Genomic DNA, 24,235 nt, shown 5'->3' with positions numbered 1-24,235 from the left:
GCGCTCTGTTCACGAAGGACTTCCCATGCGTCTCCCCGTCCGGCACATCAGCGGCCACCTCATCTGGACGACCAACGCCGCCACGTGGGGCGTGTGGAAGGTCGACAGCGAGAACTACACCCACGGCTCGAAGGCCACCAAGAGGGAGCGTCTCGACGCCCTCGAAGCCCTCTTCAAGGCGCTGCACGGCGACGCCCTGCTCCTGAGCCTGTGCCCGCAGATCGACGCGGCCTCGGTCGTCAAGCGCATGACCGCCGGCGTCGACTGGGACAAGAGCCCCGAGTATCTCGACCTCTCCCTGAAAGTCCTCGACCAGCTGGACGGGCTCGAACTCACCGGACGCGTGGACTTCCTGGCGATACCCCTGCCGCACCTGGACCTCAAGCAGACCGCCAAGGCCGTCGCCTCCTCCGCCCACGTCGAGCTCATGGCCGCGCTCGGCCTGCCGACTCCACCCGTCTCCGCCGCCGAGGAAGCCGAGCGCCTACGCCAGGCCAACCGCCTCGCCGCCTCGTGGCCGGCCGGCATCAAACTCAAGGCCGCCACCGAGGCGGAGATCCTTTGGACCTACGGACACGCCGCACGCCGCGGCCTGGACGAGCCACTGTTCCCCGAAGAGGGAGCGCCCCGCGGCCTGCGCGGCCGCGGACACACCGTCGCGGCCCACACCCAGGTCGTTCTCGACGAGGGAGGCCGCGGCGGCCAGCGCCGCAAGGGCCCCTCCAACCCCTTCGCCCGCCGCTACGCCAAGGTGACCACCGAGCACGGAGACAGCTACCAGGCCTTCAGCGTCCTCGCCGAGATGCCCGAGAGCTTCCGCTTCCCCGGCTCGGAGTACCTGGCCGCCCTGGACGACTTCGGCTTCCCGGTCGACTGGGCGGTGCGTTTGAGCATCGAAGCCGGCTCGAAGGCCGAGCCGAAGTCCCGCAGGCAGCAGCGCGAACTGGCCCACCAGCGAGGCGAGTACGACGGCGAGACCGCCGGCGTTCCCGCCAGCCTGGACAAGGCCGCCTTCGCTCTGGACGAGTACCGCGACCGGCTGACCTCCTCGGCCACCGAAGTTGAGATCCGCGCTTCCGTCGTCACCTGCGTATGGGGCGACACCCCCGAAGAGGCCAACGAACGCGCGGCCTCCCTGCAACACCACTTCGGCGGCAACGACTACACCCTCACCCGGCCCGTCGGCGACCAGGTGCCGCTCTTCCACGCGATGCTCCCCGGCACCAAAACGCCCCGGCCGCTCCTCGACTTCACCCAGTACCTGCTGGCGAGGGACTTCGCCATGGCGATGCCGTTCAGCGGCGCCAACCTCGGCGACGACACCGGCTCCCTGTTCGGCCTGCAGTTGTCCGGCGGCGGTGTCCGCCCCGTCCTCATCGACTTCAGCCACGGCCCGCGCATCAACGCCTCGGCCAGCGCCGCGTTCGTCGGTGAACTCGGCTCCGGCAAGAGCGTCGCCCTCAAGACCGCGATGTACTCGATCCTGTCCACAGGGCACCGAGCGGGACAGGCCAGGAGCCGCGGCCGAGCCCTGGTGATCGACCGCACCCCGCAGCAGGAGTGGACCCGCTTCGCCCTGGCCTGCCCGGGCGAGACACAGATCATCCGCGTCGACGAGACCGCCGGCGTCTCACTCGACCCGCTGCGGGTCTTCCGCGGCCCGCGCGCGGCCCGCTACTGCGAGAGCTTCCTCACCCCCCTGCTCGACATCGCCAGCATGTCGGTCGAAGGCGTCACGCTCGCCGAGGCCATCGAAGTCACGCGCCTGGGCCCCAACCCGTCCATGACCTCCCTCATCACCAACCTCGCGATCCGCGCCAAGACCCCGGACCCGGACGAGCCGAACGACATGGCCGTACGCGCGGCGGCCTCCGAACTCGTCCGCAAGATGCGCGCCCTGGCCAAGAAGGACCTCGGCCGCACGATCTTCGACCCGAACCTGCAGGTCGTCAGGATCAGCAACGCCGACTCGATCGTGTTCGCCGTCGACCGCCTCGCCCTGCCCCGAAAGGAGGAACTCGACGAGCACCGCCTGCGCAGCCTGGAGGTGGAGACGCGTTTCGGCTGGCGCCTGATGTACCTGATCACCGCGCTGTGCCGCGAGGTCGCCTTCTCCAACCCTGCGGAATTCACTGGGGTGTTCCTGGACGAGTGCTGGTGGCTCACCGCCTCGGCCGAGGGCTCCAACCTCTTGCTCGAGATCATCGCCGACGGCCGCAAGCACCACGCCGGCGTGTACGCGGGCTCGCACGACCCGTACGACATCGGGCCCAAGAACGAGGTCGGGGACAAGATCCGCGCCCTGCTCAGCCACATCTTCGTCTTCCGCCACCGCAGCAAGACCCTCGCCGCCCGCTGCCTCGAATTCATCGACCTCGACCCCACCGACGACGAGATGATCAAGCTGATCACGGAGAACTTGAGCCCACTCAACGTCTCCGATGCCGAGCGCAGCCTGCGCGCCGGTGAGGGCCTCTACCGCGATCTGCGCCGGCGCATCGGCGGAATCAAGGTCCTCATCCCGGCCGACGACGACGCCGCCGACGCCATCCACACCACCCCGGGGCAGATGGACGAGGACGAGCCGGCCGTCGCAGTGCCCCTCGAAGGGGCGCTCGCATGAAGTCCGTCCCCCGTGCCGCGCCGCGCGGCCGCGCCCTGCGGATCTGGCTCATCGCCGTGCCCCTGGCACTGCTGCTGGGCCTGTCCGGCGCGGTCGCGTTCGCCGACACGGTCCCCAACCCCCTGCCGGGACCGGCACCCACCGCACCGGACGCCAAACCGAGCACCAAGCCGGACGACGGAAAGGGCACGCCCAAGCCCGGCAAGGACGAACCGGACCCGTGTGACCAGCTGCCCAAGGGAAGCGCCCAGTACAAGTACTGCAAGGAGGGCGGCGACAGCGACAAGGACGACAAGCCGGCCCCAGAGCCGAAGCCCAAGCCGGAGGACTCCTACAACCCGATGGAGCCGCGGCCTGGGGTGACACCGCCTGCACCGAAGCCCGGCGACGAGGACCGGCCGGTTGAGGATCTGAGCAAGTCGCCCAAGGACGCCTCCAACGGGCTGCTGCAGCCGTTCAACGTCAAGGACAAGGACGGCGTGCCGATCAGCGCGTACAGCGTGGACTCGGACACCGGCGACTGGAACGACATCGACCTGAAGATCTGGAACCTGCTCTCGCAGCTCTTCATGGGGATCGCCAAGTGGTTCGTGGGGTTCTCGTGCTGGCTGGTCGACTGGGCACTCGACTTCGGCCTCGCCAGGATCCTCGTGAAGCCCGCCGACGACATCGCCACGAGCTTGCGGGACCAGGTCATCAACCGTCTTGGTCTGCCCGGGCTCTTCCTCCTCTTCTCCGGCCTGTACGCGGCGTGGCACATCCTGTTCAAGAACCGCAGCCGGGGCTTCGCCGAGGCCGGCATGTCGCTGGTCGTCGCCGCCGTGGCCACCACGGTGCTGCTCTCCCCCGCCCAGGTGCTGCTCGGCACCCACGACCAGACCTCCCCCGGCGGCTCCACGATGCTGCTGAGCGACGAGGGCCTGGTCGGCAAGGCCAAGGACCTGTCGCTTGAGGTGAGCGCGGTCGTGCTGTCGCAGGACCCCGACGGAGACGCCAAGCCGGAGAACGTCTCCCGGCCGATCACCGACGCCCTTGTCGACGCGTTCATCGTCAAGCCGACTCAGCTCATGCTCTATGGCAAGACGTTCAAGGACCCCGCCTGCTCGAAGGCCTTCGCGGAAGCCTCGCTGGTCAAATACAACTTCGAGCAGATGGGCATCGACTTCTTCGAGGCCAACCGGATCAACCCCTCCGGCGAAGCCACTTACGTGGCCCAGCTCACCAACGCCGGCGAGCACTTCACCAAGGTCTGCAAGGTCAAGAAGGGGGATGCGAAGAAGGCATCGGCCGACATGACCTTCTCGGCCGCCTTCGTGGCCCTCGCTGCGATCATCGTGTCCGTCCTCATGGTGCTGGTCACCGGCACCTTCCTGATCTCGCAGGGCTGGCTGGCGTTCGAAGCGATGAAGGGCCACTGGGCCCTGGCCGCCGGTATCCTGCCGGGCGGCGGCCGCGGCGTGCTGTGGCGCTGGGTGTCCGCGATCGTCAAGGCAATCCTCGGCGTCATACTCGCGATCTTGTTCCTCGCCATCTTCACCGTCGTGATCATCGCGCTGATCGACGCGGACACCGGCGACGTTCTGGCGGTCAAGTTCATCTGCCTCGACCTGGCCGCGGTCGCCGGACTCGTCGGCCAGAAGAAAATCAAGGAGACGGCGAAGCAGGTCAGCGTCAATCTCAACCGCCGCCTCGCCAACGCCCGGATCGGCGGCAGCCGCCAGAGCGTGTTCAACCAGTTCGGCCGCTACGCCGAGACCGCCCCCGGCATCAAGCAGCTGTTCGGCGAAGCCCGCGGCGAGGCCCGCAAGGTGACCCAGCCGCTTACCCGGGCCGGGCGCAGCGCCAAGCAAATGTGGATGGGGCCGCAGAAGGGCAAGCGCGGCGGCCGACTGCGCTCCGCGGCCCGCCTGGCGGCCAACACCGCGGCCGCTGTGGGCACGGGCGGCGCCGCCACCGCCGCGAAGGTCGCAGCCCAGGGCGCCGCCAAGCAGGCTCTGCGCCGACGGCTCGCCACGGCTGCCACGAGCAAGCTGGCGCAGTCCCGCGGCGGACGCGCGACCCTCATGGCCGGCAAGGGCGCAGCAGTCAGTGCCCGCTTCGGCTGGAAGGCCACCAAGGTTGCCGCGCTCGCCACCGTGGGAGCCCCGGTCGGAATCCCCCGAGGAATCGCCGCCGCCAAGCGGGGCGGCACTGCCTCAGCCACGCGAGCGAACGCGGTCAGGGGACAGCTGAACGCAGCGAAGAGTCGGGCAGTTGCCCGGGTCACCGCCAAGGTCGACGGGGCCCGCGCCTTCGGCAACGAGTACCGCCGCAACGTGCAGACTGCCACCCGGTTCGTCGGCCGCCACGCAACGCGCAGCTCGGGATGGCGCAACCGATGACAGGCACGCCCCGGCTTGCCACCCCTCCCGGCACACGGGCGGCCGCGAGCGCGCCCCCGGTCGCTGGCGCTGCGCCGACGCCGTCCAGGTCCGGCTCCCCAACGACCACTACGGCAGCGAGCCCGGCGTCCGTCCCCGCCCCGGTGCTGGCTCCTTCGCCACCACCCCCGGCGTCCTCGACGTCCTCCGCGTTTCCCGCGCCCTCGGCGCCCCGACGTTGCGCCATCCGCAGGGCCGGGGGCGCCGACCCGCCCCCGACGCCGCAGCTGAACCGCGCGGGTGCACGCCGTACCCGCGCGCACCCACCCTCCCTCATCCCGTCTGGCCCCCAGGAGGTGCCCGATGCCCACACCGCAGCCCGAGAAGTCGAGCACCGGGGCGATCGTCATGCTCTTCGCCGCGGCCGCACTCCTGGCGCTCGGCGGAATCCTGATCCTGCTCGTCGACACCGAACCGTCCGTCCCTCCTGCCGATCCAGGAGCCGTTCCGAGCGCTCCGGAGTCGCCCTCCTCCGCGTCCAGTACTGCATCGACCGAGCCAACGCCGAGCACCACCACGGCGGTAGAACAGGGGGCGCCTGCCCCTGAGTCGTTGCCGCCGCAGGCTGCCGACACGGCACTGCGGTTCGTTCTGGCCTGGACCTCACACGACGCCCGCCCAGGGCGCGACGCCTCCTTCAGCGATGTCGGCCGGCGCGCCGCCGCGTACGCCACCGAGGAGCTGGCCGGCCAACTGCGCGAGCCGGGCGACCGGTCAACGCGGCTGTGGCAGCGATGGCTTGCCGACGAAACACGCGTGACCTGCACCGTCGATCACGTTGCCACTCCTGACGGAGCACCCGCTGCGACAGCGGCACAGGCCTACGTACGGGTCCTCTACACCTGCACAGCCCGCACCGCCGACCGGCCGGACATCCGCACTCACGACCAACTCGCGCTCGAGATGCGCCACGCGCCCGCAGGCCCGTGGCGAGTCGCCGCGATCATGAACGCCTGAGGAGCCGCAGTGAAGAAGTTCTTCTTGGGCCTTGGCCTCGCCTGGCTGTGCTTCATCGCCCTCCTCGTGGCCGCGGTGATGGCCGTCGTGACCAAGCTCGGCAGTGACAACACCGGAGAGGACATCCAGAACGCCGGCTTCGGTGGCGGCATCTCCCAGGGTGCGGACGTCCCGGACTGGCTACGGATCTTGATCGACAAAGCCATCAGCGAGTACGGGTGCCCCGAGGTGACACCTGCTCTCATCGCCGCACAGCTCTACCAGGAGAGCGGCTTCGACCCCAAGGCCGAGTCCTACAAAACCGTCAAGAAGAAGGACGGCACCAAGGTAAGGGTGCCCCTGGCGCAGGGAATCGGGCAGTTCATCCCGGGGACCTGGACATCCCATGGCAAGGACGGCGACGGCGACGGCGACAAGGACGTCTGGGACCCCAACGACGCTGTGCCGGCGGCCGTCGACTACGACTGCGACATCGCCAAGGATGTCCGGAACGTCCCCGGCGACAAGTCTGACAACATGTTGGCCGCTTACAACGCCAGGCCGGGCGCGGTGAAGAAGTACCAGGGGATACCTCCGTATCCGGAGACCCAGAACTACGTCAAGACCATCCGTGCGCTCGCCCATAAGTGGACCGATGCCATGGCGCAGGGCAGCCCGGTCCCCGCCAGCAGCGGGCGCACCGGTCAGGTGGTGGCTGCTGCACAGAGGGCCCTGGGCACCGCCTACCAGTGGGGCGGCAACTGCCGCAGCCCCTTCAGTCTGCGGGAGAACAACGGGTGTGACTGCTCAAGCCTCATGAAGATGGCCTGGGCCAGCGTCGGAGTGAACCTCCCTCGCACCACCTACGACCAGGTCAATCAGGGCACGGAGGTACGGTCGACCGCCGATCTTCAACCTGGTGATCTGCTCTTCAGCCGCGGCAGCGCGAGCCGGCCCGAGCACGTCGCCATGTTCGTTGGCGAAGGCCAGGTCATCGATGCGCCCAAGACAGGTCTCAAGGTGCGGATCAAGCCGCTGTCGTACTGGAAGTCCCAGATCCTCGTCATGAAGCGGGTGGGCTGATCAGGCCATCTGTAGGACCGCATCAGATCTGTCGGCTTCCCAGCGATCTGTCGGTTTGAGGCTGCGAGTCGATGAGTCCGCAGGTCAAGCTTCTCACCGATCTGTCGGCCCGAGCCAGATGCCCGATCTGCCCTAGGAATCCGACAGATCAAACGAGAACCTACACCTCACGTCGTAGCAACTGAACCCACGGCGCGCGAGCAGGTTCCGGACCGTCTGACCACACCCCTTCCCGCGGCGCTGGAGTGCTGGTCAGGTGCAGCGCGCGCCCTACACGCTCATGGCCTCCTTGGGCGGCCGAGCGGGGCCGGAGATCAAAAGTCCCGTCACCCATGTCACACGGGCGTCCGAAACCGCACCTCTATAGGCATCCGCGCTCCCCGTCACCCCCGGAGTTCCGACATGCCTCCTCTTACCCCCCGTCCGTCCCCCTCGCGCCCCGTGGCTGCCCGATGACCACCAACGACGTCATCGACCATCTGATCCAGGTAGTGCAGGACCTCCCGGCGTACGGACAGGCCGCACTCACCTGGCTGACCGGCAACATGTGGTGGCTGATCTCGGTCCCCGTGATCGTCGGCCCATCCGCCTCGGTGGCGCGACGGCGCCTGGGCCGGAAGCCGCTCAGGGACCGCCAGGCGTTCGAGCTCCTGCCCACCACCGGCTTCGACCCGGTGCTCGAGGACGTCCTCCGCTTCGCCAAGCAGCTCGCCCAGGCACAGCGAAGCGTCTCGCGCTGGGCCTTCACCCCGGTGCGCGGCACCGCGGTGCGCGTGCGACTGCTGTCCCAGGGCGGGCTCCTGACCATGCGCATCGAGGGCCCGGCACAAGCCGCGGCGGTCCTGCGGCACCAGGGATACGGCCAGTGCGAGATGCGCGCGGTCGGCTCCGCCGCAGCCAGCGCCGAGCGCCCGGAGATCCGTCTCGGCGCGGAACCCGATGCCGGCCCTCAGACCGCTCTCGCGGCGTGACCACCCGAAGGAGGTTGTGGTGAGCAAGAAGAACGCCAAGTCCCCCCGCGGTCACGGACGCGGTCCGCGCAGGTCCAAGCCGCGCAAGGGCACGGCAAAGCAGCAGCATGTGGCGCGCGCCGAGCTGGCGTTGGCGCTGCCGGACCACCTCGCCCTGCGTGAGGTGCCGATCAAGCCGGATCCGCTGGAGGCGCTCGCGGCTGCCGTCGCGGATGTGCGCGAGGACCTGGGGGAGCGAGCGGACATCGTCCTGGACCTGGTGCCGATCTCGCCCTCCCGGGTGGGCCGTCGACGCGGTCGGCTGCTTGCCCAGGCTCGCCGGAACCCCAGCGCGATGCCGGCGATACCCGGCCTTCCGCAGCAGGGTTCGGGGGGCGGCTTCGGTCTCGACCGGCTGTCGTCCCTGGGGAGCGAGATCGCGGCGGAGATGCGCGGGCAGCAGGGCCGCGGCGGCCAGCGTCCCGCTCAGCGTCAGCGCATGCCGAGCATCTCCGATGTCAAGGCGGCCATGGGCAAGTTCGGGCCCGGCGCGGACCCGGTGTTCGCACTCCAGCTGCTGATTCGCACCTCCTCCTCCGACCCGTCCCGGCCGCGGATGCTGTTGGAGCAGATCATGGCGACGCTCGAGGGCTGGGCCGGCGACAACCACCTGCGCCCCGTGGGCCTGAACCTGCTCGTGACGCGGCTGCGCGCGGACTCGCGGCTGTACCGGCGCAGCTTCGACCGGCGCTTCGCCACCGGGGAGTTTGCGCCGCGGCGCCCCAGCTGGGTGACCGGCGCGGAACTCGCCGGCCTGCTCAAGCCCGCCACGAAGCACAACATGGCGGCCAACGTGGCCCGCTCCGGCGGCGTCGTGCCCCCGCCTCCGCCGAGCCTGCCCACATGGACCGGGCAGCCGGATCTCCTTCCCCTGGGGTGGGTGGCCAAGCCCGGTGGCGGGGAGCGGCTGGCCGGCCTGCCCCTGGCCTACCTGCTCTTCGGGCTGTTCCTCGGAAAAGCCGGATACGGCAAGACGGAGATGTCGCTGGTACAGGCCATCGCGCTCGCCCACAACGGGCACGGGACGCTCTTCCTGGACCCGCACGGCGACGGCTGGCAGCGCGCCCGGCCCTACCTCGCACACCCGCACATCGCGCCGCGGCTGTGGGAGATCGACCTGACCTCGCCGGACCTGGACGCCATGGTCGGCTCGTGGAATCCGCTGTCCATGGAGAACCGTGGCGAGGAGGAGATCCCGGACATCGTCAACGCGATCGTCACCGGCTTCGCGAGCGCTCTGAACTGGTCGGACAGCGCGGGGCGCGCCAAGACCATCCTGACGCGGTCGGTGCAGACCCTGGCCCACCTGTCGTGGATGCTGTCGCGGGCCGGCAAGCCCGAGCTCGCGCCGACGATCTTCCAGATCCGCACCCTGCTCAACGACGAGGTGTGGCGGGACTCCGTCGTGCCGTACCTGCCGAAGACGCTGAGGGACTTCTGGGTGCAGACCTACCCGAAGTACTCCAACGAGGCCACTCCGGTCGTCACGAACATCATCGAGCGTCTCGACAGCTCGAACTCCCTGAAGGGGTTCCTCGGGTCCTCGCTGAGCACGTACGACATCCGGCATGCCATGGACCACGGCAAAGTCGTCTTCGTGTGCCCGTCCGGCACCGGTGACACCGACCGCATCGTCTCCTGCCTGCTGATCTACGACCTCTTCCGGGCCGGCCTCTCCCGGCGCACCATGCCCGTCGCCGACCGCAAGGACTTCTACGCCTTCATCGACGAGCTGACCGCGGTGGACGGGGCGAGCAAGGGAACGCTCGCCGCGATCGCCGAGCAACTGCGCAAGTACAAGGTGAAGCTCCTGGCGATGACGCAGATGGCGCAGCGGCTGTCGGCGACCACGAGGCAGGGTCTGCTGCAGAACCTGTCGATCCTGTCGACCACGGCCAGCGACATCGACGAGGCGCAGATGGTGGTGCGGCGCTGGGGCAAGAGGGTCGCGCCCGACACGATCTCGCAGCTGCAGCGCTACCACTACGTCATGTCGGTCACCCTCGACGGCGGCCAGAGCGACCCGTTCCGGGTCCGCGGCGCAAGCGTCGAGGACATCTACAGCGAGTACCACCGTCCCGATGACATGCACCGCCTGGACGCCGCGGTCGACGAGAACCTGCGCCGGCGCCGGGTGCGGGACATCCTCGACGACCTCGCCAAGCTCGACACCCGCATCCGTCTGTTCATGGCCACCCTGCCGCCGCCCCCGCCGGACGACGACGATCCCGGACCCGACGAACCTCCGGTCGACGACCCGGGCCCCGAGCCCCCGGACGACGGGCCGGGGATGCCCACGGCGGAGGAGCCGCCCCCCAACAACGTCACCTACCTCACCAAGACCATGGGGTCACACGTCGGATGAACACCCACACCGAGCCTGATCTGCTGCACCATCCCCCGCGCACCCTCAGCTTCCACGCCGTCGCCAAGTCGGCCCTCGACCTGCTCTACCAGCACCGCCTGATGACCACGGACCAGCTCGCCCGGCTGCTGACGCCGGCCGCTCGCGGCGGGTCCTACCTGCGGCGGCAGCTCGTCGAGCTCGAGGAGGGCGGTCTCGTCCAGCGCCTGCGCGCCCAGGGCCAGGCCAGCGCGGGCCACGGGTTCAACCGGCCCTACGTGTGGTTCCTGACCGAGTCGGGTGCCGACGCCGTGGAACAGGCCGCGGAGGTCTTCTCCCGCCGCTACCGGGTGACGCCCGAGTCGGCGGCCAGCACGCGCCAGGCCCACACCCTGGCCGTCAACGAGGTCGGCATCGCCTTCGTCCAGCACGCGCGACGGCTCGGACACGACTGCACCCCGCTGTCCTGGATGCCGGAGGTCGCCCACCGGATCCGCGACGGGCAGCGCCGCTTCGAAGACGACCACGTGATCTCCGATGCCGTCCTGCACTATGTGCACGTCCACCACGGCGCTCGCACCATGCTCAACCTGTTCATCGAGCTCGACCGGGCCACCATGACCGCGGCCGAGCTCGCCAAGAAGGTCTCCGCGTACGGGCGGCTGTACGAGTTCGTGCCGCAGCATCCCGACCGAGCGCGGCGCTCGGCGGCGTCGACCCGCCCAGCCTGGCAGCACACGTACCCCGCCTTCCCCCGCCTGCTGATCGTCCTCGACGGTGCCCCCGGCCCCACCCTGGCCAAGCGGCTCAACGACCGCACCGAGGACCTGTACACCCTCACGCGAGTCGACCCGCGGCTGTCCCGGCTCGCCGGCAACCTCTCGGTCGGGGTCACCACCCTTCAGCAGCTCAAGGAGCACGGCCCGTTCGGGCGGGTCTTCACGCCGCTGTTGCGTGGAACGCCCGAGAAGCGGCACCCCCTGGCCGACATGCTGCTGCGCCGCCCGGCCGCACCGGCCCCGGCGCGGCATCCGCCGCCCCCCGCTCCTCACTGACCTGCACCAAAACCCTTCGAGGCAAGGCGCCCGGGCGCCTTGCAACTACCTGTGAAAGGAGGCTCAGCTGATGACCGTCGCCGTTGAGGAACCCCACATCCCGGCCCCTGCGCCGGCCGTTCTGGGCCTGGCCGAGGCCCTGGACAGCTCGGAGCAGCTGCGTCAGCGCCGCTTCGAGCTCCTGCCGATGCGTGGCGCGGTCTACACCGACGTCCAGGGCCGCGGGCCGGGACCGAGCACGAGCCCGGAGGGCCTCGCCGATCTGATCACCTCCATCTCGACCGTCGGTGTTCTCCACCCCGTCCTGGTCGAGGAACTTCCCGGCCCCGACAACCAGGTCCAGCGGCGCCTGGTGATCGGCGAGCGCCGCTACCGGGCCTGCCGCTGGGGCGCGGTCAACCAGCCGGACAACCCGCGGTTCAGCAAACTGCCCGCCGTCATCTGCCCGGGACCGATCAGCGACGAGGACCGCCGGACGTGGCAGCTGGTGGAGAATTTGGCCCGCGAGGACCTGCAACCCGGCGAGCTCGCCAAGGCCCTGCTGCTGGAGCGCAGCGCGATCCTGCGTGCCCAGCTCGACAACGCCGGCATCGAGGTCGACGAGGACGTTCAGCGGCTGGAGGACCCGGTCGCCCGCTTCGAGGCCCTGGAGAAGCTGCGCGGCAGCGACGCCAACCTGGCCGCGCCCTGGAACCTGGTGCTGCGCCGGCTGGGCCTGCAGATCACCCCGCGCCGGGCACGGGAGGTCGTGGCCGCGTTCAGGACCCTGCCGCGCGAAATGTCCGCGGACATGGACCAGCACCAGGTCGCCCTTGCCGCCCGGACCAATCTCGCCCGGCTCAGCCGCGGGCGCCGCGAGGCCGCCGCCGAACTGTGGCAGGCGGTCAAACGCCTCGGCCGAACAGACCTGCTGTCGGCCGCGACCCGGGCGCAGGCAACCCACCCGGACATGCCCGCCGACACCGCCGCCAGCGCCGCGGTCGCCGCACACGAGCAGGCCAACGCCGAACGCGCCGCGACACTCTCACGCCCCGTCGCTCCGGCCGGCCAGCACAACGCCGGGCTCGATGCTGTTTCTCCGGCCGAGGCCCCGGCGGCCTCCGAGGCTGACGGCACAGATGTTGCGCAGCCGCAGGAGCATGCCGACAGCCCCTTCGAGATGCCCGGAGAGCCGGATGCCGCGGGACCCGCCGCACAGGACCATCTGCGGGCCGATGAGCCCCTCGAACCTGCCGAGCCCGTCGATCCGTCCGTCGCGGCTGCCGCCCTCGACGCGCTGCGCGCGCTCAACACCCAGTTGACGGAGGGCCGCACGCTCCACCGGTTCGATGCGGGCTCGCTCCGCATGCTCCTGACCGAACTCCAGCGCCACACCAGCGCCGGCGCCGAAAGGACCGCTGCCGCATGACCGTCTCCCTGCCCATGCCCAGAATCGGAAAGCCCGTTCCGGCCCCCGCGTCCGGATGCGACTGCAACAACTGCCCGTTCTTCATGGACAATCCGCGGGCCGTCGAACCCGTCTGCTCGGGCTGCACCTCCAGCTGCGAATACTGCGGCTGCGCCCGCGCCGAGGACCCGCTCCCCGGGAGCGAGTCGGAGCTGGCCTGCACCCGGTGCCCGATCCGCTGCGGCACGCGGCCCGACCGCGAGGCCTGGATGAAGGACATCGGCGGCACCATGCACTTCACCGGCCTGCGCGTCCCCGGCACACTGCCCGACCTGCCCTTGTTCACCCCCCAGGTCGACGGGCACGACGTGCCCACCCTCGACGCCCAGCTGAAGTGGCCGGCGTACGCCCTGGGGCTGCGCCGCGTCATCAGCCCCAAGACGCACAAGCTCTTCCCCCGCTGGGAGGGCAAGACCGCGCACCAGTTCCTCAACCTGCGTCCGGAGCAGAAGGCCATCCTGAGCGGCTACGCGGAGGACCCGCTCGTCGAGGCGTACTGGACGCGCCGCAAGGCCGACGGCTTCGCCGAGATGCTCGCCGCCCAGAAGTGGGACCTCGTCCTCACCCCGAACGCGTCGATGTACTTCAACCAGCCCCGGGCCGAGAACCTGATCAACATGCGGCGCAACCTGATGCTCGCCGCCGAGCTCACCGCCGCCGGCGTCACGGCGGTCCCGAACATCTACTGGCTCCGCCTCGAAGACCTCGACCGCTACCTCGACTGGCTCGACGAATCCCCCGCGCTGCCGCCCGCGCTCGCCATGAACCTGCAGACGTTCCGCACCCAGGCCGACTGGGAAGAGATGGCCGTCCCCGGCCTGACCTACCTGGCCGCCACCCTCCCGCCCGACCTGCCCATGGTCCTGACCGGCGCAAGCCGCGCCGACCGGATCGCCACCCTCAAGGCCCTCTTCCCCGGCCGCCTTTACCTCATCAGCCAGAACCCGCTGCAGTACGCACGCCACGGCGCCGTCATGACCGAGGACGGACGCGTGGACACCCACGCGCTCACCGAAGACCTGTTCACCGCCAACGTCCGCCACTACGCCGGACTCGCCGACGGCACGATCACCCCGCGGAACGAGGCCTGACCATGGGCTCGGGCAGCCGGATCGACCACCAGCACCACCTCGTCGCCACGACAGCGGCGGGCCTGACCATCGAGGCTCCGGCCGAGCGGGTCGACCTCATGCCCGAGGCCCAGCGTGAACTCATCGACCAGTCCCTGGCGATCCAGGCCCACTGGGAGGCCAACGACGGACGGGCCACGCTCGAGGAAGCGATGGAGTACTGGGGCCTGCGCGACCGGCTCCGCCTCGAGCACGACCTGTGGAACGGCCACGGCCTCATCCAGGACGCCAGTCGCGAAGACGCCGAGGAGGCCGACCGCCCCGGCTTCCCCCCGCGGGCCACCGAACCACCGGCCGGCATCCCCGTCCAGCGGGCCGCGGCGCAGCAGGTCCTCGACGAGGTCGCCGCCGAGCACCAGGCGGCCGCCGCGCTCTCGGTCCAGGCCCGAGACCGGTGGCCCGGCGAGCGGGACTTGAGCTTCGTCACGGACTTCGACACCTTCCGCCAGATCCACGACGCCGCATGGGACAGGGAGATCCGCGGCGAAGAAGCGGTCCCCTACCTGCTTGAAGACGCCACCGGCGGCCTCGGCGCACGCGAGGGCGGGCGCGGCTTCGGCGTGGAGATCGAGTTTGTCACAGACGGCGACTACGACGACCAGGACGAGGCGCTGCGTGCCATCGGCCGCGACCTGCACGAGGCCGGCCTGTCGCGCTCAGCCCGGATGTACGGCTACCACTCGCAACAGAACGCGGGCTACACCGACGCCCCGGACGCGTGGCGGCTGGAGGACGACTGCACCGTGGCAGGCGAGATCGTCTCCCCGATCCTGTACGACGAGCCGCAGACCTGGCAGAACCTCGCCACCGTCTGCGAGATCGTCCGCCGGCACGGCGGCGGCGCCAACGAAAGCACCGGCGGCCACGTGCACGTAGGCCTGCACGACTACGACCACGAGGTGGGCAACCACTCCCGGCTCATGCAGATGTACGACCACTACGAAGACGTCCTGTTCCGGCTGGCCGCCAACCGCGTTGCGCCCGACTCCGCACACCGCGGGACCGAATGGTGCGAGCCCAACTTCGTCCCCGCCGGCGGGTTCCGATCGCTGAACGACGTGCAGCGCCACGGTCACGGCCTCGCGGTCAACCTGTCGGCGGCGCGCGGCCAGCGCAGCGACCACGGGGAGTTCCGGCTGTGGGACGGCTCGGTCGACCCCGCCGTCATCCAGACCCAGATCAACCTGTCCCTGGGCATGGTGAACGCGGCCGTACGCGACAGCGCCTCGACCACCAGGCGCGGGGAGCGGATGCCGCTGGGCCGCCACCGGCAGGACTGGGGCCCAGACCATCGCCTCAACGTTGGCGACCTGGAGGCCAACAGCCGTCAGTTCCGCCAGTTCGCCGACGAGATCTTCCACCGGCGCGCGCAGATGCAACAGGCGGCCTCGCTGTACGCGGTAACCCGTTGGCAGCAGCCCGAATCCCAGGGCTGGTAGTGCCCGCCGCAACGTCCGCACACCACACCGCCGGCCTGCACTGTCCTGGCCGGCCAGATCACTGAAAGGGGGCCAATGCCATGGGATCCGGAAGCCGAATCGACCATCAGCACCACCTCGTCGCCACCACGGCGGCAGGCACCACCATCAGCGCTCCCAGCCAGGGAGTCGATCTGTCTCCCGACGACGCACACGAGCAGCTGATCAGCCGTGTGCTGCAACTCGGCACCGCCATCGCCGAGCATCGCCAGAACCCGGGAGAGCTCGACGAGTTCTACGAACTGCGCCAGCGTCTTCAGGATGAGTACGGGCATGCCGAGGGCACGCTCGACGAGCAGATCATGCAGGCCGCGGGCGCCGGCGTGTCCGTACCCGAGCAGCGGGACGTGCCACCGGAATGGAGCAGCCCTGAGGAGCGAGCCGTCCAGCGGGCCGCGGCGCAGCAGGTCCTCGACGAGGTCGCCGCCGAGCACCAGGCGGCCACGGCCCTCCAGGAGGCGGCCCGCGAGCAGTGGCCGCCCGACAACGTCAGCTACACCGACGACTTCGACGCCTTCCAGCGCGACTACGAGGCCGCCCGTGACCGCGCCGCACGCGGTGAGCAAGTCGTCCCGTACATGATGGAGAACGCCACCGGGGGTCTCGGCGCCCGCGAAGGCGGCCGCGGCTTCGGGGTCGAGATCGAATTCGACATCGAGCCCGGCGTCGACCGGCAGCGGGCGATCCAGAGCATCGCCCGGGAACTGCGCGACGCAGGCCTGTCGCGCACCGCCCGGCAGTACGACTACCACTCCCAGCAGAATGCGGGCTACACCGACGAACCGGACGCGTGGCGGCTGGAGTCGGACTGCACCGTGGCTGGCGAGCTGGTCTCGCCGATCCTGTACGACGAGCCGCAGACCTGGCAGAACCTCGCCACGGCCTGCGAGATCATCGAGCGCAACGGCGGCCGCGCCTCCTTCGGAACCGGCGGCCACGTGCACGTGGGCATGCACGACTTCGACCACGACGTCGCCAACCACACGCGTCTCATGCAGACGTACAAGGCCCACGAGGACGTCCTGTACCGCCTCGCACAGAATCCCGCGTCCGAAGGGAACCAGCATCGGGGCACCCGGTGGTGCAATCCCAACCCCGTTCCCTCCGAGGGCTATTCGTCGATCTCGGAGATCAGCGCGCGCCATGGGCAGGCGGTGAACCTGTACGGCGCCATGCGCGGCGGGCAGAGCGCCCACGGCGAGTTCCGACTGTGGGACGGCTCCCTCAACCCGTCCGTGATCCAGACGCAGGTCAAGCTCTCCCTGGGAATGGCCGCGGCGGCCGTCCGGCAGGACGCCGCTCCCTCCGGCCGGCGCATGGAGCTGGGGAGCCACCGCGATCAGCGCCAGGTTAACCAACTCGGACAGCGGCGACGGCTTGGCGGTGACGCCTGGCGCATGACCACCGCGAACTTCCGGAACATGGTCGACTCCCTCTTCCAGCGACCTGAGGATAAGGCTCAGGCAACCGCCCTTTTCCACGAGACCCGCTGGCAGCGGCGCTAACCACTGGAGATGTCATGACGTTCATCCGTACCCGCAATGCCTCGTCGGCTGCCGCTCCGCTGGACCCGCCGACCAAGGACGACGGAAGCAACTACGTCTTCGAGATGATCTACGACGGGGGGAGCTGGCGCGGCTACGCCGACACCCCGGCCGAGCTCCTGGAAGGCCTGATCCCCGAGTACCCCGAGCTGGTGAGCCCCAAGGACAAGGCGGCCGCCCGGATCCGGCTCGCCCTGCGCCTCCAGGTGCAGCTGCAGGCCGGCCTCACCGCTTCGGAGGAGTTCGAGCAGTGCACCCCTGAGCAGCAGCGGGCACTCCTCGCGCCGCGGGACACCCCGCCGGTGCTCAGCAGCTGGGACGCGCCCGTCCCGATGGTGTTGGTGACCACGTTCTACAGGCCGGCCGGCCGCCTTCCGCGGCCCGACGGCGCCGAGGACGCGCTCATCTGGATCGAGCCGGATGACGAGTGGAGCCTGCTGGTCTCGCTCCACCAGGCCGGCGTGATCCACCTGGCCGCCGAGCAGGGCGCGCTGCCGCCCAATGTCCGAGGGGAGTGACCGTGGGCTCGGGAAGCCGGATAGACCACCAGCACCACAGCGTCGCCCCGACGCGCGCCACGGACACGCTCGTCGCCGAGGCCGCGCCGCTCACCATCGAAGAGCGGCCCGAGCGCACGGAGGTGCGCATCTTCGATGACACCCCCGCCGACCATCCGATCGTCCAGGCGTACCTAGTCAGCGGCGACGACCACATGCTGTTCCTGCCGCGGAGCCCCGATGTCATCCGAAGCCAGGTTTCCGATGATCAGGACGCCCTGGTCAACGTGGGTGCCAGCGTTACCGACGAGGACGGGCGCCACTTCGTCGAGGGCGACGTTCGGGTCCGCCGAGGCCCGGACGGCCAGCTTCAGGTGGAGCCCGAAGGCCTGCGGTGCACCGGCGGCGACACGCACGCAGGGAGCGCGGACGGCACCTGCGGCCACCAGCCCGCCGCGGCCAACCTGATCCAGGAGCAGCTGAGCTCCAACGGCCGCTCGGCAGTCGACCGGGCGGCCGCCCAAGAGGTTCTCGACGAGGTCGCGGCCGAGCACGCCGCGTCCATCGCCGCTCAGGACCAGGCGCGCGCCGAGCGGGCGGCCCAGCCTGCGGTGCGTTCCTACCGGGACGACATGGACGCCTTCCAGGAGGCGTACGACCAGGCGCGGGAGCGCAGGGCGGCGGGCGAGCAGCTGGTGCCGTACATGACGGAGAACGCCACCGGCGGCCTCGGTGCCCGCGAGGGCGGCCGCGCGTTCGGTGTCGAGATCGAGTTCGACTATCCGGAGTCCATGACGTACTTGGAGCGGCAGGCCGCCAGCCGGCGCATCGCCCGCGAACTCCACGAGGCGGGGATCGCGCCGAACGCCAACGTGAACGGCTGGCACGCCTCGGCGCGGGCGGGCTACACCGATGCCCCGAACGCGTGGCGGCTGGAGCACGACGCCACCGTCGCCGGTGAGATCGTCTCGCCCATCCTCTACGACGAGCCGCAGACCTGGAACAACCTGGCGCAGGTGTGCGAGATCGTGCAGCGTAACGGAGGCATCGCCAGCCCGCGAACGGGCGGGCACGTCCACGTGGCCGTCCCCGACTACGACCACACCGTCGAGAACCACAACCAGTTGATCAACACCGTTGCCGGGTACGAGGACGTCATCTACCGGATCGCACAGAACCCTGCCGCCGACCGTCACCGCGGCCTGGAGTGGTGCACCCCGAACAACCAGCCGACACGTCCATACACCTCGGTCTCGGCCGTTCAGAGCTACAACAACAGCCACCACATCGGTCTTAACTTCCAGTCAGTCCATGGGAGGCAGAGTGACCACGCCGAGTTCCGCATGTGGGACGGATCCCTGGATCCGGGCACCATCCAGGCCCAGGTCAACGTTTCGCTGGGCCTGACGAACGCGGCCCTGCGGGAGGCCGGCAGCACCCCGCCGCCGCCTCCCCAGCGGGTTGGGCACCACCGTCGCGCCCGGGGCGGGCAGCGCGGGCGCCTGAGTGGCGAGGCCTGGACCAACGCCACCCGCTCGTTCCGGGACATGGCCGACAGGATCTTCGGCCGGGAGGAGAACCGGGCGCAGGCCGCTGCCCTTTTCGCCGGCACCCGATGGCACGACGGCCGGTACTGAGGCCGTACAGGAAAATGGGGCCGGGGCACCGCAATCTGCGGTGCCCCGGCCCCTTTTTATGCCAGATTCCCCCTTACTTTCCGCTGGGCGAGAGCCACAGCGGCGCCGACACGGACCGCGAGCGCTGCGGCTCACGCAGCGTCCGGTGGCCGCACACCTCCTCGTCGGCCACCTGGTCCTCGATGCTGAAGCCCCGGTAGGCGACGAGGTGCGCCAGTCGGTCGTCCTTGGCGCGCGCGGTCGCGGTGAAGTTGCGCTCGCCCACCAGGGACGGGCTGCCCGAGGCGTAGTCGATCATCATGAACGTGCCCTCCGGCACCATCTGGATCTCCGCGATGGTTACGCCCGCCGCGCGGGCGGCGGTGCGGAACCAGCCGGGGTTGGACGCCCAGTAGAGGTTCCCCTCGGTGTCGACGGCCACGGACAGCGGGCTCACCGCCGTACGGGCCATCATGACGAGCTGCGGCCAGCGCCGGTCGACCCACACCAGTGCGGCGCGGCCCACGACGGACTCCAGGACGTCGAGGGTGGGCAGAATGACTCCGCCCTCCTGGTCGAGCGCCTGGTAGAGCACCTCGGTGTCGGTCTCGCCGGTCGCTCGCGGAAGCCCGTACTCCGACCGCAGCCGCCACGCGTCCACGTCGCCGTTGTGCGTGCCGATGAGCTGCCCGACCTGGAGCGGGCTGGAGTTGATCAGCGTTGTACGACCCTGAGTCGCCCAGCGCGTGTGACCCAGGGCGACCGGAGCCGCGTCGAGGTCGCTGACGTAGTCGGACTTCCACACGTCTCGGAACCGGCCAGGTCCTTTGACGATGCGCCAGCCTCCCGCCGTGGTGTCACGGCGGTTGTTGACCGGACGACGCGTCAGCTTCTGCGAGGCACCGGTGGCGAATGCCAGGCCCGCAGAGTCCTTCCCGCGCTCTTCGGCCAGATGACCCAGCGCGGCACACATGATGGTCGCGCGGGTGGGGTCACAGGTCTGGTTGCGGACAACTCCGAACAGACCACACATAGTTGTTCCTTCTCTTCCTCGATTGCCCGAGAGCGACCGAGGTGTACTGCTCAAGCCGTCAGGCCGCGCCGCGCGCGGCCTGACGGGTACTGCATGATGTTGTGGCTTTCAGTCGCTCGTTCCGAGGAACGGAACGGATTCGCCGCGCTCCGCCTTGACGAAGTCGCCGCCAGGGATCTCTTCGCAGTCGCTGAACCAGCGGCGGGACGTCTCGCCCGCGAGGTACACGTACGCCTCGATCGTGCTGCCGTCAGCGAGAGTGACAGTACGGACCTTGCGGTCGTACATGTTGTTGCGGCCCTCACCCCGGTACCCTTCGAGCCGGTCGAGCCGGTGGAGTACACCGGCCCACAGCTCGGGGTCCACGTCCATGACCTCGCCAACGACCTTCCGGCCGTCCCGCTGGACTGCAAAGGGGACCCCGGAGCCGAAGAGGGTGTAGTCGTCCAGGACCGCGTCGCACTCCTGGACCGTGGTGCCCTCAAGGATTGCGAAGTAGTTGCCCTGGCCAGCACGAAGCGTGCCGTAGACGAAAACGGGCTTCTGCTCAGTGGTGAACACTGCGTTCGCCACCTTTCTGATACTGCTCGCCGGTCACCTTCTCCGGCGTTGATGACTCAACTCTACATGACTAATTCCAATTGCGCAACTACGAGTCGCGCTTGCGTCCGATGTTGCTTAATTGGATTTACTTCGGTAGAGTAGAGGGTGTCGCCGGGTGTGAGTGCCTACCGCCCGGCGGCCCTGTGAAGGAGTCGCCCGCGCGGCTCATCCTCCGCCGCCCCCCTCCCAGCACGGCGGAGACACAGGCCCCGGGCGCGGCGCTGGAGGCGCCGCGCCCGGGCACCACACGACCGTCAACCGGCAGCCGAACAAAACGGAGTTGAACCATGCCGCTCATCTTGAGCGCACGCGCCTCGGCCCGACTCGACCACGCAGCCCTTCGTGCGGCCGGCCAGAGGCGACGAGAGGACGGCGCGCACCGCTCCAGCAGCGCAATGGCCCCGTTCGCCGTCTTCGCCACCGCCGGCTACGCGCGCACCCGGCTGCGCCGCGTGCTCCGCTTGAGGCAGTGGGTCCCCGTGATCAGCTCACCTGACGACCTCCATCGCCTCATCGAAGGGTCATTGAGCCCGGCCATCCGACTGCTGATCCCGTCCGCCGCCGAACCCCGCGAGTTCCTCGCCGCCTACGACAGCGCCCGACACTTCACCCTGAGCCCCATCGGCCCCTGCCCGCGGTGCGCAGCATCCGTTCCGACGATGTGCATCAACGACCTTGCCGACTACGGCGACTGGCTGGGCGGTGCGCAGGACCTCGCCGAGTCGCCGCACTACCGCACTTCGCCCGCCCATCACCGGGACTGCCCTCTGCCGATTCAGCCACTCACGACGTAGCCGGGCGTACAGCCCGACCGCTGCGGCACCCGAACAGATCGAAGTACGCGATGACCAGCTCCAACTCCCCGCATCCGCTGAGCAAGCAGCCCGAGGCGCGCATCACCGTGGTGGCCGTGCCGGCACCTGCGCGACTCACCGCGAAGGAACAGATCTTCCACGACGGGCTCACCGAACACCTCCTGTACGCGCTGCCGATCGCGATGCTCGAGGTCAGCCGCATGCCGTCGCATGCGCTGGACCCGCTCCGGAACGCGGCGGCCGCGGTCATCATGGGCCGCGGCGACGCCTTGCAGTTCCCGAGCAAGAAGCACACCGCCGAGGCGGGCCAGCACCTGAACCTCGGTCTTGCCTACCTGGCCCTGATGACCGACGGCGGCATCACCAAGTTCGGTGTGCACGCCTGCGCCGCGGCCCATGAGGACTGCCCGGCCGATTCTTCGAGCTCCAACCAGACGGAAAGCACGACATGAGCACCAACTCGACCCCCGACACGTCGGACACGAAGCCCAAAGCGCGCCGGTGGCTTCTTACCCAGAACCGGCAGCTGCGTGCCGAAGGAATCTTCAATTGGCCACTTCCAGCGTGGGCCGGCCGATTTTCCGATGGATCGACATATAACGCCTGCCCCGAGGCGGGAGCCTGTGCCAAGCTCTGCTACGCGAGGGTCGGAACTTATCGGTGGCCGGTCGTCCTGGCCGCGCACGAGCGCAATATGTGGATGACGATGCATTCCCTGGACGAGTGGGAAGAGCAGATGACGGAAGAGATTCAGCATCGGAGGTACCGGGGCAAGTGGATTCGCTTGCATGATTCCGGCGACTTCCATTCCGACGCCTATCTGCAAGCATGGCTGCGTATTATGCGGAGCGCCCCCGCAGATACTTGGTTCTACTGCTACACGAAGTCCGTTTCGCGTTTTCGTCGCCTCGTAGAACCGAGTCCGCCCGAGAACTTTCTGTGGTGCTACAGCCTGGGCGGCAAGGAAGACCACCTGCTGGACCTGGAGAGCGATCGCCACGCCGACGTGTTCCCCGGGGTCGAGGCACTGGAGCAGGCCGGCTACACCGACCAGACGGAGTCAGACCTCCTGTCCGTCCTGAGCGAGTCGCCGAAGGTCGGAATTCCGGCAAACCGCATCCCGATGCTGCTCAAACGACAAGGTGACGAGACGTTCAGCAGCTTGCAGCGAGCCCTGGACAAGAAGCTCGCCGAGCGAAAGCAACGCCGCGCAACCGCAGGCGCCCTCGACCTCGCGTCCTGACCACCAGCCGGCGGCCAGCACGCCGGCCGCGGTGCCGGGACAGCGCGCCGCACAACCACCCCAGGCGTGCCGGGAAGCATATGCTCCCCGGCACGCCCGTGCCGGTTCCACGACGACAGCCACGCCGACTCACCGCGAAGAATTGCTTAATCGCTTGAATCGCTGTACGTTGCGCACCGGGTCTCGCCCTGCATCCTTCCCGCCCGTCACCGGGCGTCGGCAAGGGCACAGGAAGGGGCCGCTGGCCCGGCACAACAGCACCTCCCGGCGGCACGACCACGTTCCAACGGGAAACGATCAGGCCACGCAGGCCCTGGAGCAGACGATGATCCCCGCAAACTCGAAGATCAAGCAGACAACGGTCCAAAGGATCGCGAAGCGCTACCAGGTGAGCAATTCAACCGCCGCCTCCTGGACGCTCGAGCCGACCTTCCCCTCATCCCCCGACAAGGGCTGGGGCAAGACCCAGCTGTACGACGAGGGTGCCGTCGACGAGTGGGTGCTCGAGCACAAGCCGGAGGCCTGGGTGGTGGCCCACCCCAACCAGAAGGAGAAGGCCACCGCACTGCCTGCCGGCGGACCTCGCGACCTCCTTCCCCTCCGTCACATCGGAGTACTGGAGGGGCGATTCCTCTCCCGCGAGTCCACCCCGGTCAAAACCCTGCGCACCTACATCTCCCGGGGCGTGCTCGCCCGCCCCGACCGTCGCGCTGGCGACGGCCGGCAGCCCGAGGTCAGCGAGGACATGTGGTTCCGCGAGACGGCCTATGCCTACATCACCCGTCCGCGCCCCGTGCGACGCAAGACCGGCAAGAGCGATGCTCCTCGGCGAGAGCCGGGCGAATTCCTGCAGCAGTACTTCGAGAAGAACCCGGGCCTGCTCACCCTGGAGCAGATCGCCGAACTCGACGGCCGGGAACACGACCGCGAGCCGACGGCGCTGTCCACCCTCGGCAACTACATCTCGCAGGGCAAGCTGGCGCGCCCTGACCGCAAGCCGGGCGACGGCAAGGCACCCGAGGTCGACGAGCCGATGTGGGAGCCCGAGACCGCCCTGCCCTACCTGTGCCGGCCGGACAGCCGGCGCGGAGCGCCCAAGCCCGCCCAGGCGGCCTCCGAGGTCGAGCCGAGCGAGTTCCTGCAGCAGTACTTCGAGAAGAACCCGGGCCTGCTCACCCTGGAGCAGATCGCCGAACTCGACGGCCGGGAACAGGGCCGCCCCAAGCCCACCGCCCTGTCGAGCCTGAAGGTCTACATCTCGAAGGGCAAGCTGGCGCGCCCTGACCGCAAGCCGGGCGACGGCAAGGCACCCGAGGTCGACGAGCCGATGTGGGAGCCCGAGACCGCCCTGCCCTACC

At 69.4% G+C, this 24,235-nt stretch carries 20 protein-coding genes; 17 read left to right on the top strand and 3 right to left on the bottom strand.

Annotated elements, in window-relative coordinates:
- The first annotated feature begins 25 nt into the window (after positions 1 to 25).
- The gene (locus ACIQMX_RS38905; protein ID WP_402485460.1) at positions 26 to 2,623 is read left to right on the top strand and encodes an ATP-binding protein; all 2,598 of its coding nucleotides are present in this window, start codon (positions 26 to 28) and stop codon (positions 2,621 to 2,623) included.
- Positions 2,620 to 5,004, top strand: coding sequence for a hypothetical protein (locus ACIQMX_RS38900; protein WP_402485458.1), 2,385 nt, complete (start codon positions 2,620 to 2,622; stop codon positions 5,002 to 5,004). Before ACIQMX_RS38905 ends, ACIQMX_RS38900 begins: the two co-directional genes overlap by 4 nt.
- A 642-nt stretch (positions 5,005 to 5,646) precedes the next feature.
- Here ACIQMX_RS38900 and ACIQMX_RS38895 read toward each other — a convergent pair.
- Positions 5,647 to 5,736: a hypothetical protein gene (locus ACIQMX_RS38895; RefSeq protein ID WP_402485455.1), complete on the bottom strand. Its 90-nt coding sequence runs from the start codon at positions 5,734 to 5,736 to the stop codon at positions 5,647 to 5,649.
- A gap of 63 nt (positions 5,737 to 5,799) precedes the next feature.
- Between ACIQMX_RS38895 and ACIQMX_RS38890 the strand changes: the two genes are divergently transcribed.
- From ACIQMX_RS38890 to ACIQMX_RS38840, 11 genes are all read left to right on the top strand, one after another.
- Positions 5,800 to 6,000 carry a hypothetical protein gene (locus tag ACIQMX_RS38890; RefSeq protein WP_402485453.1) on the top strand — a complete coding sequence of 67 codons (201 nt, stop codon included), beginning with the start codon at positions 5,800 to 5,802 and terminating at the stop codon, positions 5,998 to 6,000.
- Between the two features lie 9 nt (positions 6,001 to 6,009).
- Positions 6,010 to 7,062 carry an NlpC/P60 family protein gene (locus ACIQMX_RS38885; RefSeq protein ID WP_402485451.1) on the top strand — a complete coding sequence of 351 codons (1,053 nt, stop codon included), beginning with the start codon at positions 6,010 to 6,012 and terminating at the stop codon, positions 7,060 to 7,062.
- Positions 7,063 to 7,514: 452 nt separating this feature from the next.
- Positions 7,515 to 8,033: a hypothetical protein gene (locus ACIQMX_RS38880; protein WP_402485450.1), complete on the top strand. Its 519-nt coding sequence runs from the start codon at positions 7,515 to 7,517 to the stop codon at positions 8,031 to 8,033.
- A gap of 19 nt (positions 8,034 to 8,052) precedes the next feature.
- Entirely contained in the window at positions 8,053 to 10,437 is a 2,385-nt protein-coding gene (locus tag ACIQMX_RS38875) for an ATP/GTP-binding protein (protein WP_402485448.1), read from the top strand.
- Positions 10,434 to 11,471, top strand: coding sequence for a replication-relaxation family protein (locus ACIQMX_RS38870; protein ID WP_402485445.1), 1,038 nt, complete (start codon positions 10,434 to 10,436; stop codon positions 11,469 to 11,471). Before ACIQMX_RS38875 ends, ACIQMX_RS38870 begins: the two co-directional genes overlap by 4 nt.
- Before the next feature lie 70 nt (positions 11,472 to 11,541).
- Complete coding sequence (locus ACIQMX_RS38865) at positions 11,542 to 12,879, top strand: ParB N-terminal domain-containing protein (RefSeq protein ID WP_402485442.1); 1,338 nt, start codon at positions 11,542 to 11,544, stop codon at positions 12,877 to 12,879.
- Entirely contained in the window at positions 12,876 to 14,009 is a 1,134-nt protein-coding gene (locus tag ACIQMX_RS38860; protein WP_402485440.1) for a hypothetical protein, read from the top strand. Before ACIQMX_RS38865 ends, ACIQMX_RS38860 begins: the two co-directional genes overlap by 4 nt.
- Positions 14,010 to 14,011: 2 nt before the next feature.
- Positions 14,012 to 15,487, top strand: coding sequence for an amidoligase family protein (locus ACIQMX_RS38855; RefSeq protein ID WP_402485437.1), 1,476 nt, complete (start codon positions 14,012 to 14,014; stop codon positions 15,485 to 15,487).
- Between the two features lie 80 nt (positions 15,488 to 15,567).
- Complete coding sequence (locus ACIQMX_RS38850) at positions 15,568 to 17,031, top strand: amidoligase family protein (RefSeq protein WP_402485435.1); 1,464 nt, start codon at positions 15,568 to 15,570, stop codon at positions 17,029 to 17,031.
- Positions 17,032 to 17,045: 14 nt separating this feature from the next.
- Positions 17,046 to 17,588 (top strand): hypothetical protein, encoded by a 543-nt coding sequence (locus tag ACIQMX_RS38845; protein ID WP_402485432.1) that lies wholly within the window; start codon positions 17,046 to 17,048, stop codon positions 17,586 to 17,588.
- A gap of 2 nt (positions 17,589 to 17,590) precedes the next feature.
- Positions 17,591 to 19,204, top strand: a complete 1,614-nt coding sequence (locus ACIQMX_RS38840) for an amidoligase family protein (protein ID WP_402485429.1) — start codon at positions 17,591 to 17,593, stop codon at positions 19,202 to 19,204.
- A 73-nt stretch (positions 19,205 to 19,277) separates the two neighbouring features.
- Here the strand turns inward: ACIQMX_RS38840 and ACIQMX_RS38835 are convergent, their stop codons facing one another.
- Together ACIQMX_RS38835 and ACIQMX_RS38830 are read right to left on the bottom strand one after the other, a co-directional pair.
- A complete protein-coding gene (locus ACIQMX_RS38835; protein ID WP_402485426.1) occupies positions 19,278 to 20,216 on the bottom strand; it encodes a hypothetical protein in 939 nt (312 codons plus the stop codon).
- A 108-nt stretch (positions 20,217 to 20,324) separates the two neighbouring features.
- Positions 20,325 to 20,789 (bottom strand): gamma-glutamylcyclotransferase family protein, encoded by a 465-nt coding sequence (locus tag ACIQMX_RS38830; RefSeq protein ID WP_402485424.1) that lies wholly within the window; start codon positions 20,787 to 20,789, stop codon positions 20,325 to 20,327.
- A 317-nt stretch (positions 20,790 to 21,106) separates the two neighbouring features.
- Here ACIQMX_RS38830 and ACIQMX_RS38825 point away from each other — a divergent pair, with 317 nt between their 5' ends.
- From ACIQMX_RS38825 to ACIQMX_RS38810, 4 genes are all read left to right on the top strand, one after another.
- Complete coding sequence (locus ACIQMX_RS38825; RefSeq protein WP_402485421.1) at positions 21,107 to 21,613, top strand: hypothetical protein; 507 nt, start codon at positions 21,107 to 21,109, stop codon at positions 21,611 to 21,613.
- Positions 21,614 to 21,663: 50 nt separating this feature from the next.
- On the top strand, positions 21,664 to 22,086 hold the full coding sequence (locus tag ACIQMX_RS38820; RefSeq protein WP_402485418.1) for a hypothetical protein: 423 nt from the start codon (positions 21,664 to 21,666) through the stop codon (positions 22,084 to 22,086).
- On the top strand, positions 22,083 to 22,877 hold the full coding sequence (locus tag ACIQMX_RS38815; protein ID WP_402485415.1) for a hypothetical protein: 795 nt from the start codon (positions 22,083 to 22,085) through the stop codon (positions 22,875 to 22,877). The genes ACIQMX_RS38820 and ACIQMX_RS38815 overlap by 4 nt, the downstream gene beginning before the upstream one ends.
- Before the next feature lie 325 nt (positions 22,878 to 23,202).
- A partial coding sequence (locus ACIQMX_RS38810; protein WP_402485412.1) for a hypothetical protein occupies positions 23,203 to 24,235 on the top strand: 1,033 nt, incomplete at its 3' end.

The organism is Streptomyces sp. NPDC091416, from assembly GCF_044756845.1.
Lineage (GTDB): Bacteria > Actinomycetota > Actinomycetes > Streptomycetales > Streptomycetaceae > Streptomyces.
This window is presented reverse-complemented; position numbering and strand designations above follow the sequence as displayed.

What these genes read in the sequence shown, in the direction of transcription:
- ACIQMX_RS38835 (WP_402485426.1), bottom strand. Translation starts at nt 20,216, where the DNA reads ATGTGTGGTCTGTTCGGAGTTGTCCGCAACCAGACCTGTGACCCCACC.
- ACIQMX_RS38865 (WP_402485442.1), top strand. Translation starts at nt 11,542, where the DNA reads ATGACCGTCGCCGTTGAGGAACCCCACATCCCGGCCCCTGCGCCGGCC.
- ACIQMX_RS38815 (WP_402485415.1), top strand. Translation starts at nt 22,083, where the DNA reads ATGAGCACCAACTCGACCCCCGACACGTCGGACACGAAGCCCAAAGCG.
- ACIQMX_RS38820 (WP_402485418.1), top strand. Translation starts at nt 21,664, where the DNA reads ATGACCAGCTCCAACTCCCCGCATCCGCTGAGCAAGCAGCCCGAGGCG.
- ACIQMX_RS38880 (WP_402485450.1), top strand. Translation starts at nt 7,515, where the DNA reads ATGACCACCAACGACGTCATCGACCATCTGATCCAGGTAGTGCAGGAC.
- ACIQMX_RS38870 (WP_402485445.1), top strand. Translation starts at nt 10,434, where the DNA reads ATGAACACCCACACCGAGCCTGATCTGCTGCACCATCCCCCGCGCACC.
- ACIQMX_RS38860 (WP_402485440.1), top strand. Translation starts at nt 12,876, where the DNA reads ATGACCGTCTCCCTGCCCATGCCCAGAATCGGAAAGCCCGTTCCGGCC.
- ACIQMX_RS38855 (WP_402485437.1), top strand. Translation starts at nt 14,012, where the DNA reads ATGGGCTCGGGCAGCCGGATCGACCACCAGCACCACCTCGTCGCCACG.
- ACIQMX_RS38825 (WP_402485421.1), top strand. Translation starts at nt 21,107, where the DNA reads ATGCCGCTCATCTTGAGCGCACGCGCCTCGGCCCGACTCGACCACGCA.
- ACIQMX_RS38905 (WP_402485460.1), top strand. Translation starts at nt 26, where the DNA reads ATGCGTCTCCCCGTCCGGCACATCAGCGGCCACCTCATCTGGACGACC.
- ACIQMX_RS38850 (WP_402485435.1), top strand. Translation starts at nt 15,568, where the DNA reads ATGGGATCCGGAAGCCGAATCGACCATCAGCACCACCTCGTCGCCACC.
- ACIQMX_RS38845 (WP_402485432.1), top strand. Translation starts at nt 17,046, where the DNA reads ATGACGTTCATCCGTACCCGCAATGCCTCGTCGGCTGCCGCTCCGCTG.
- ACIQMX_RS38900 (WP_402485458.1), top strand. Translation starts at nt 2,620, where the DNA reads ATGAAGTCCGTCCCCCGTGCCGCGCCGCGCGGCCGCGCCCTGCGGATC.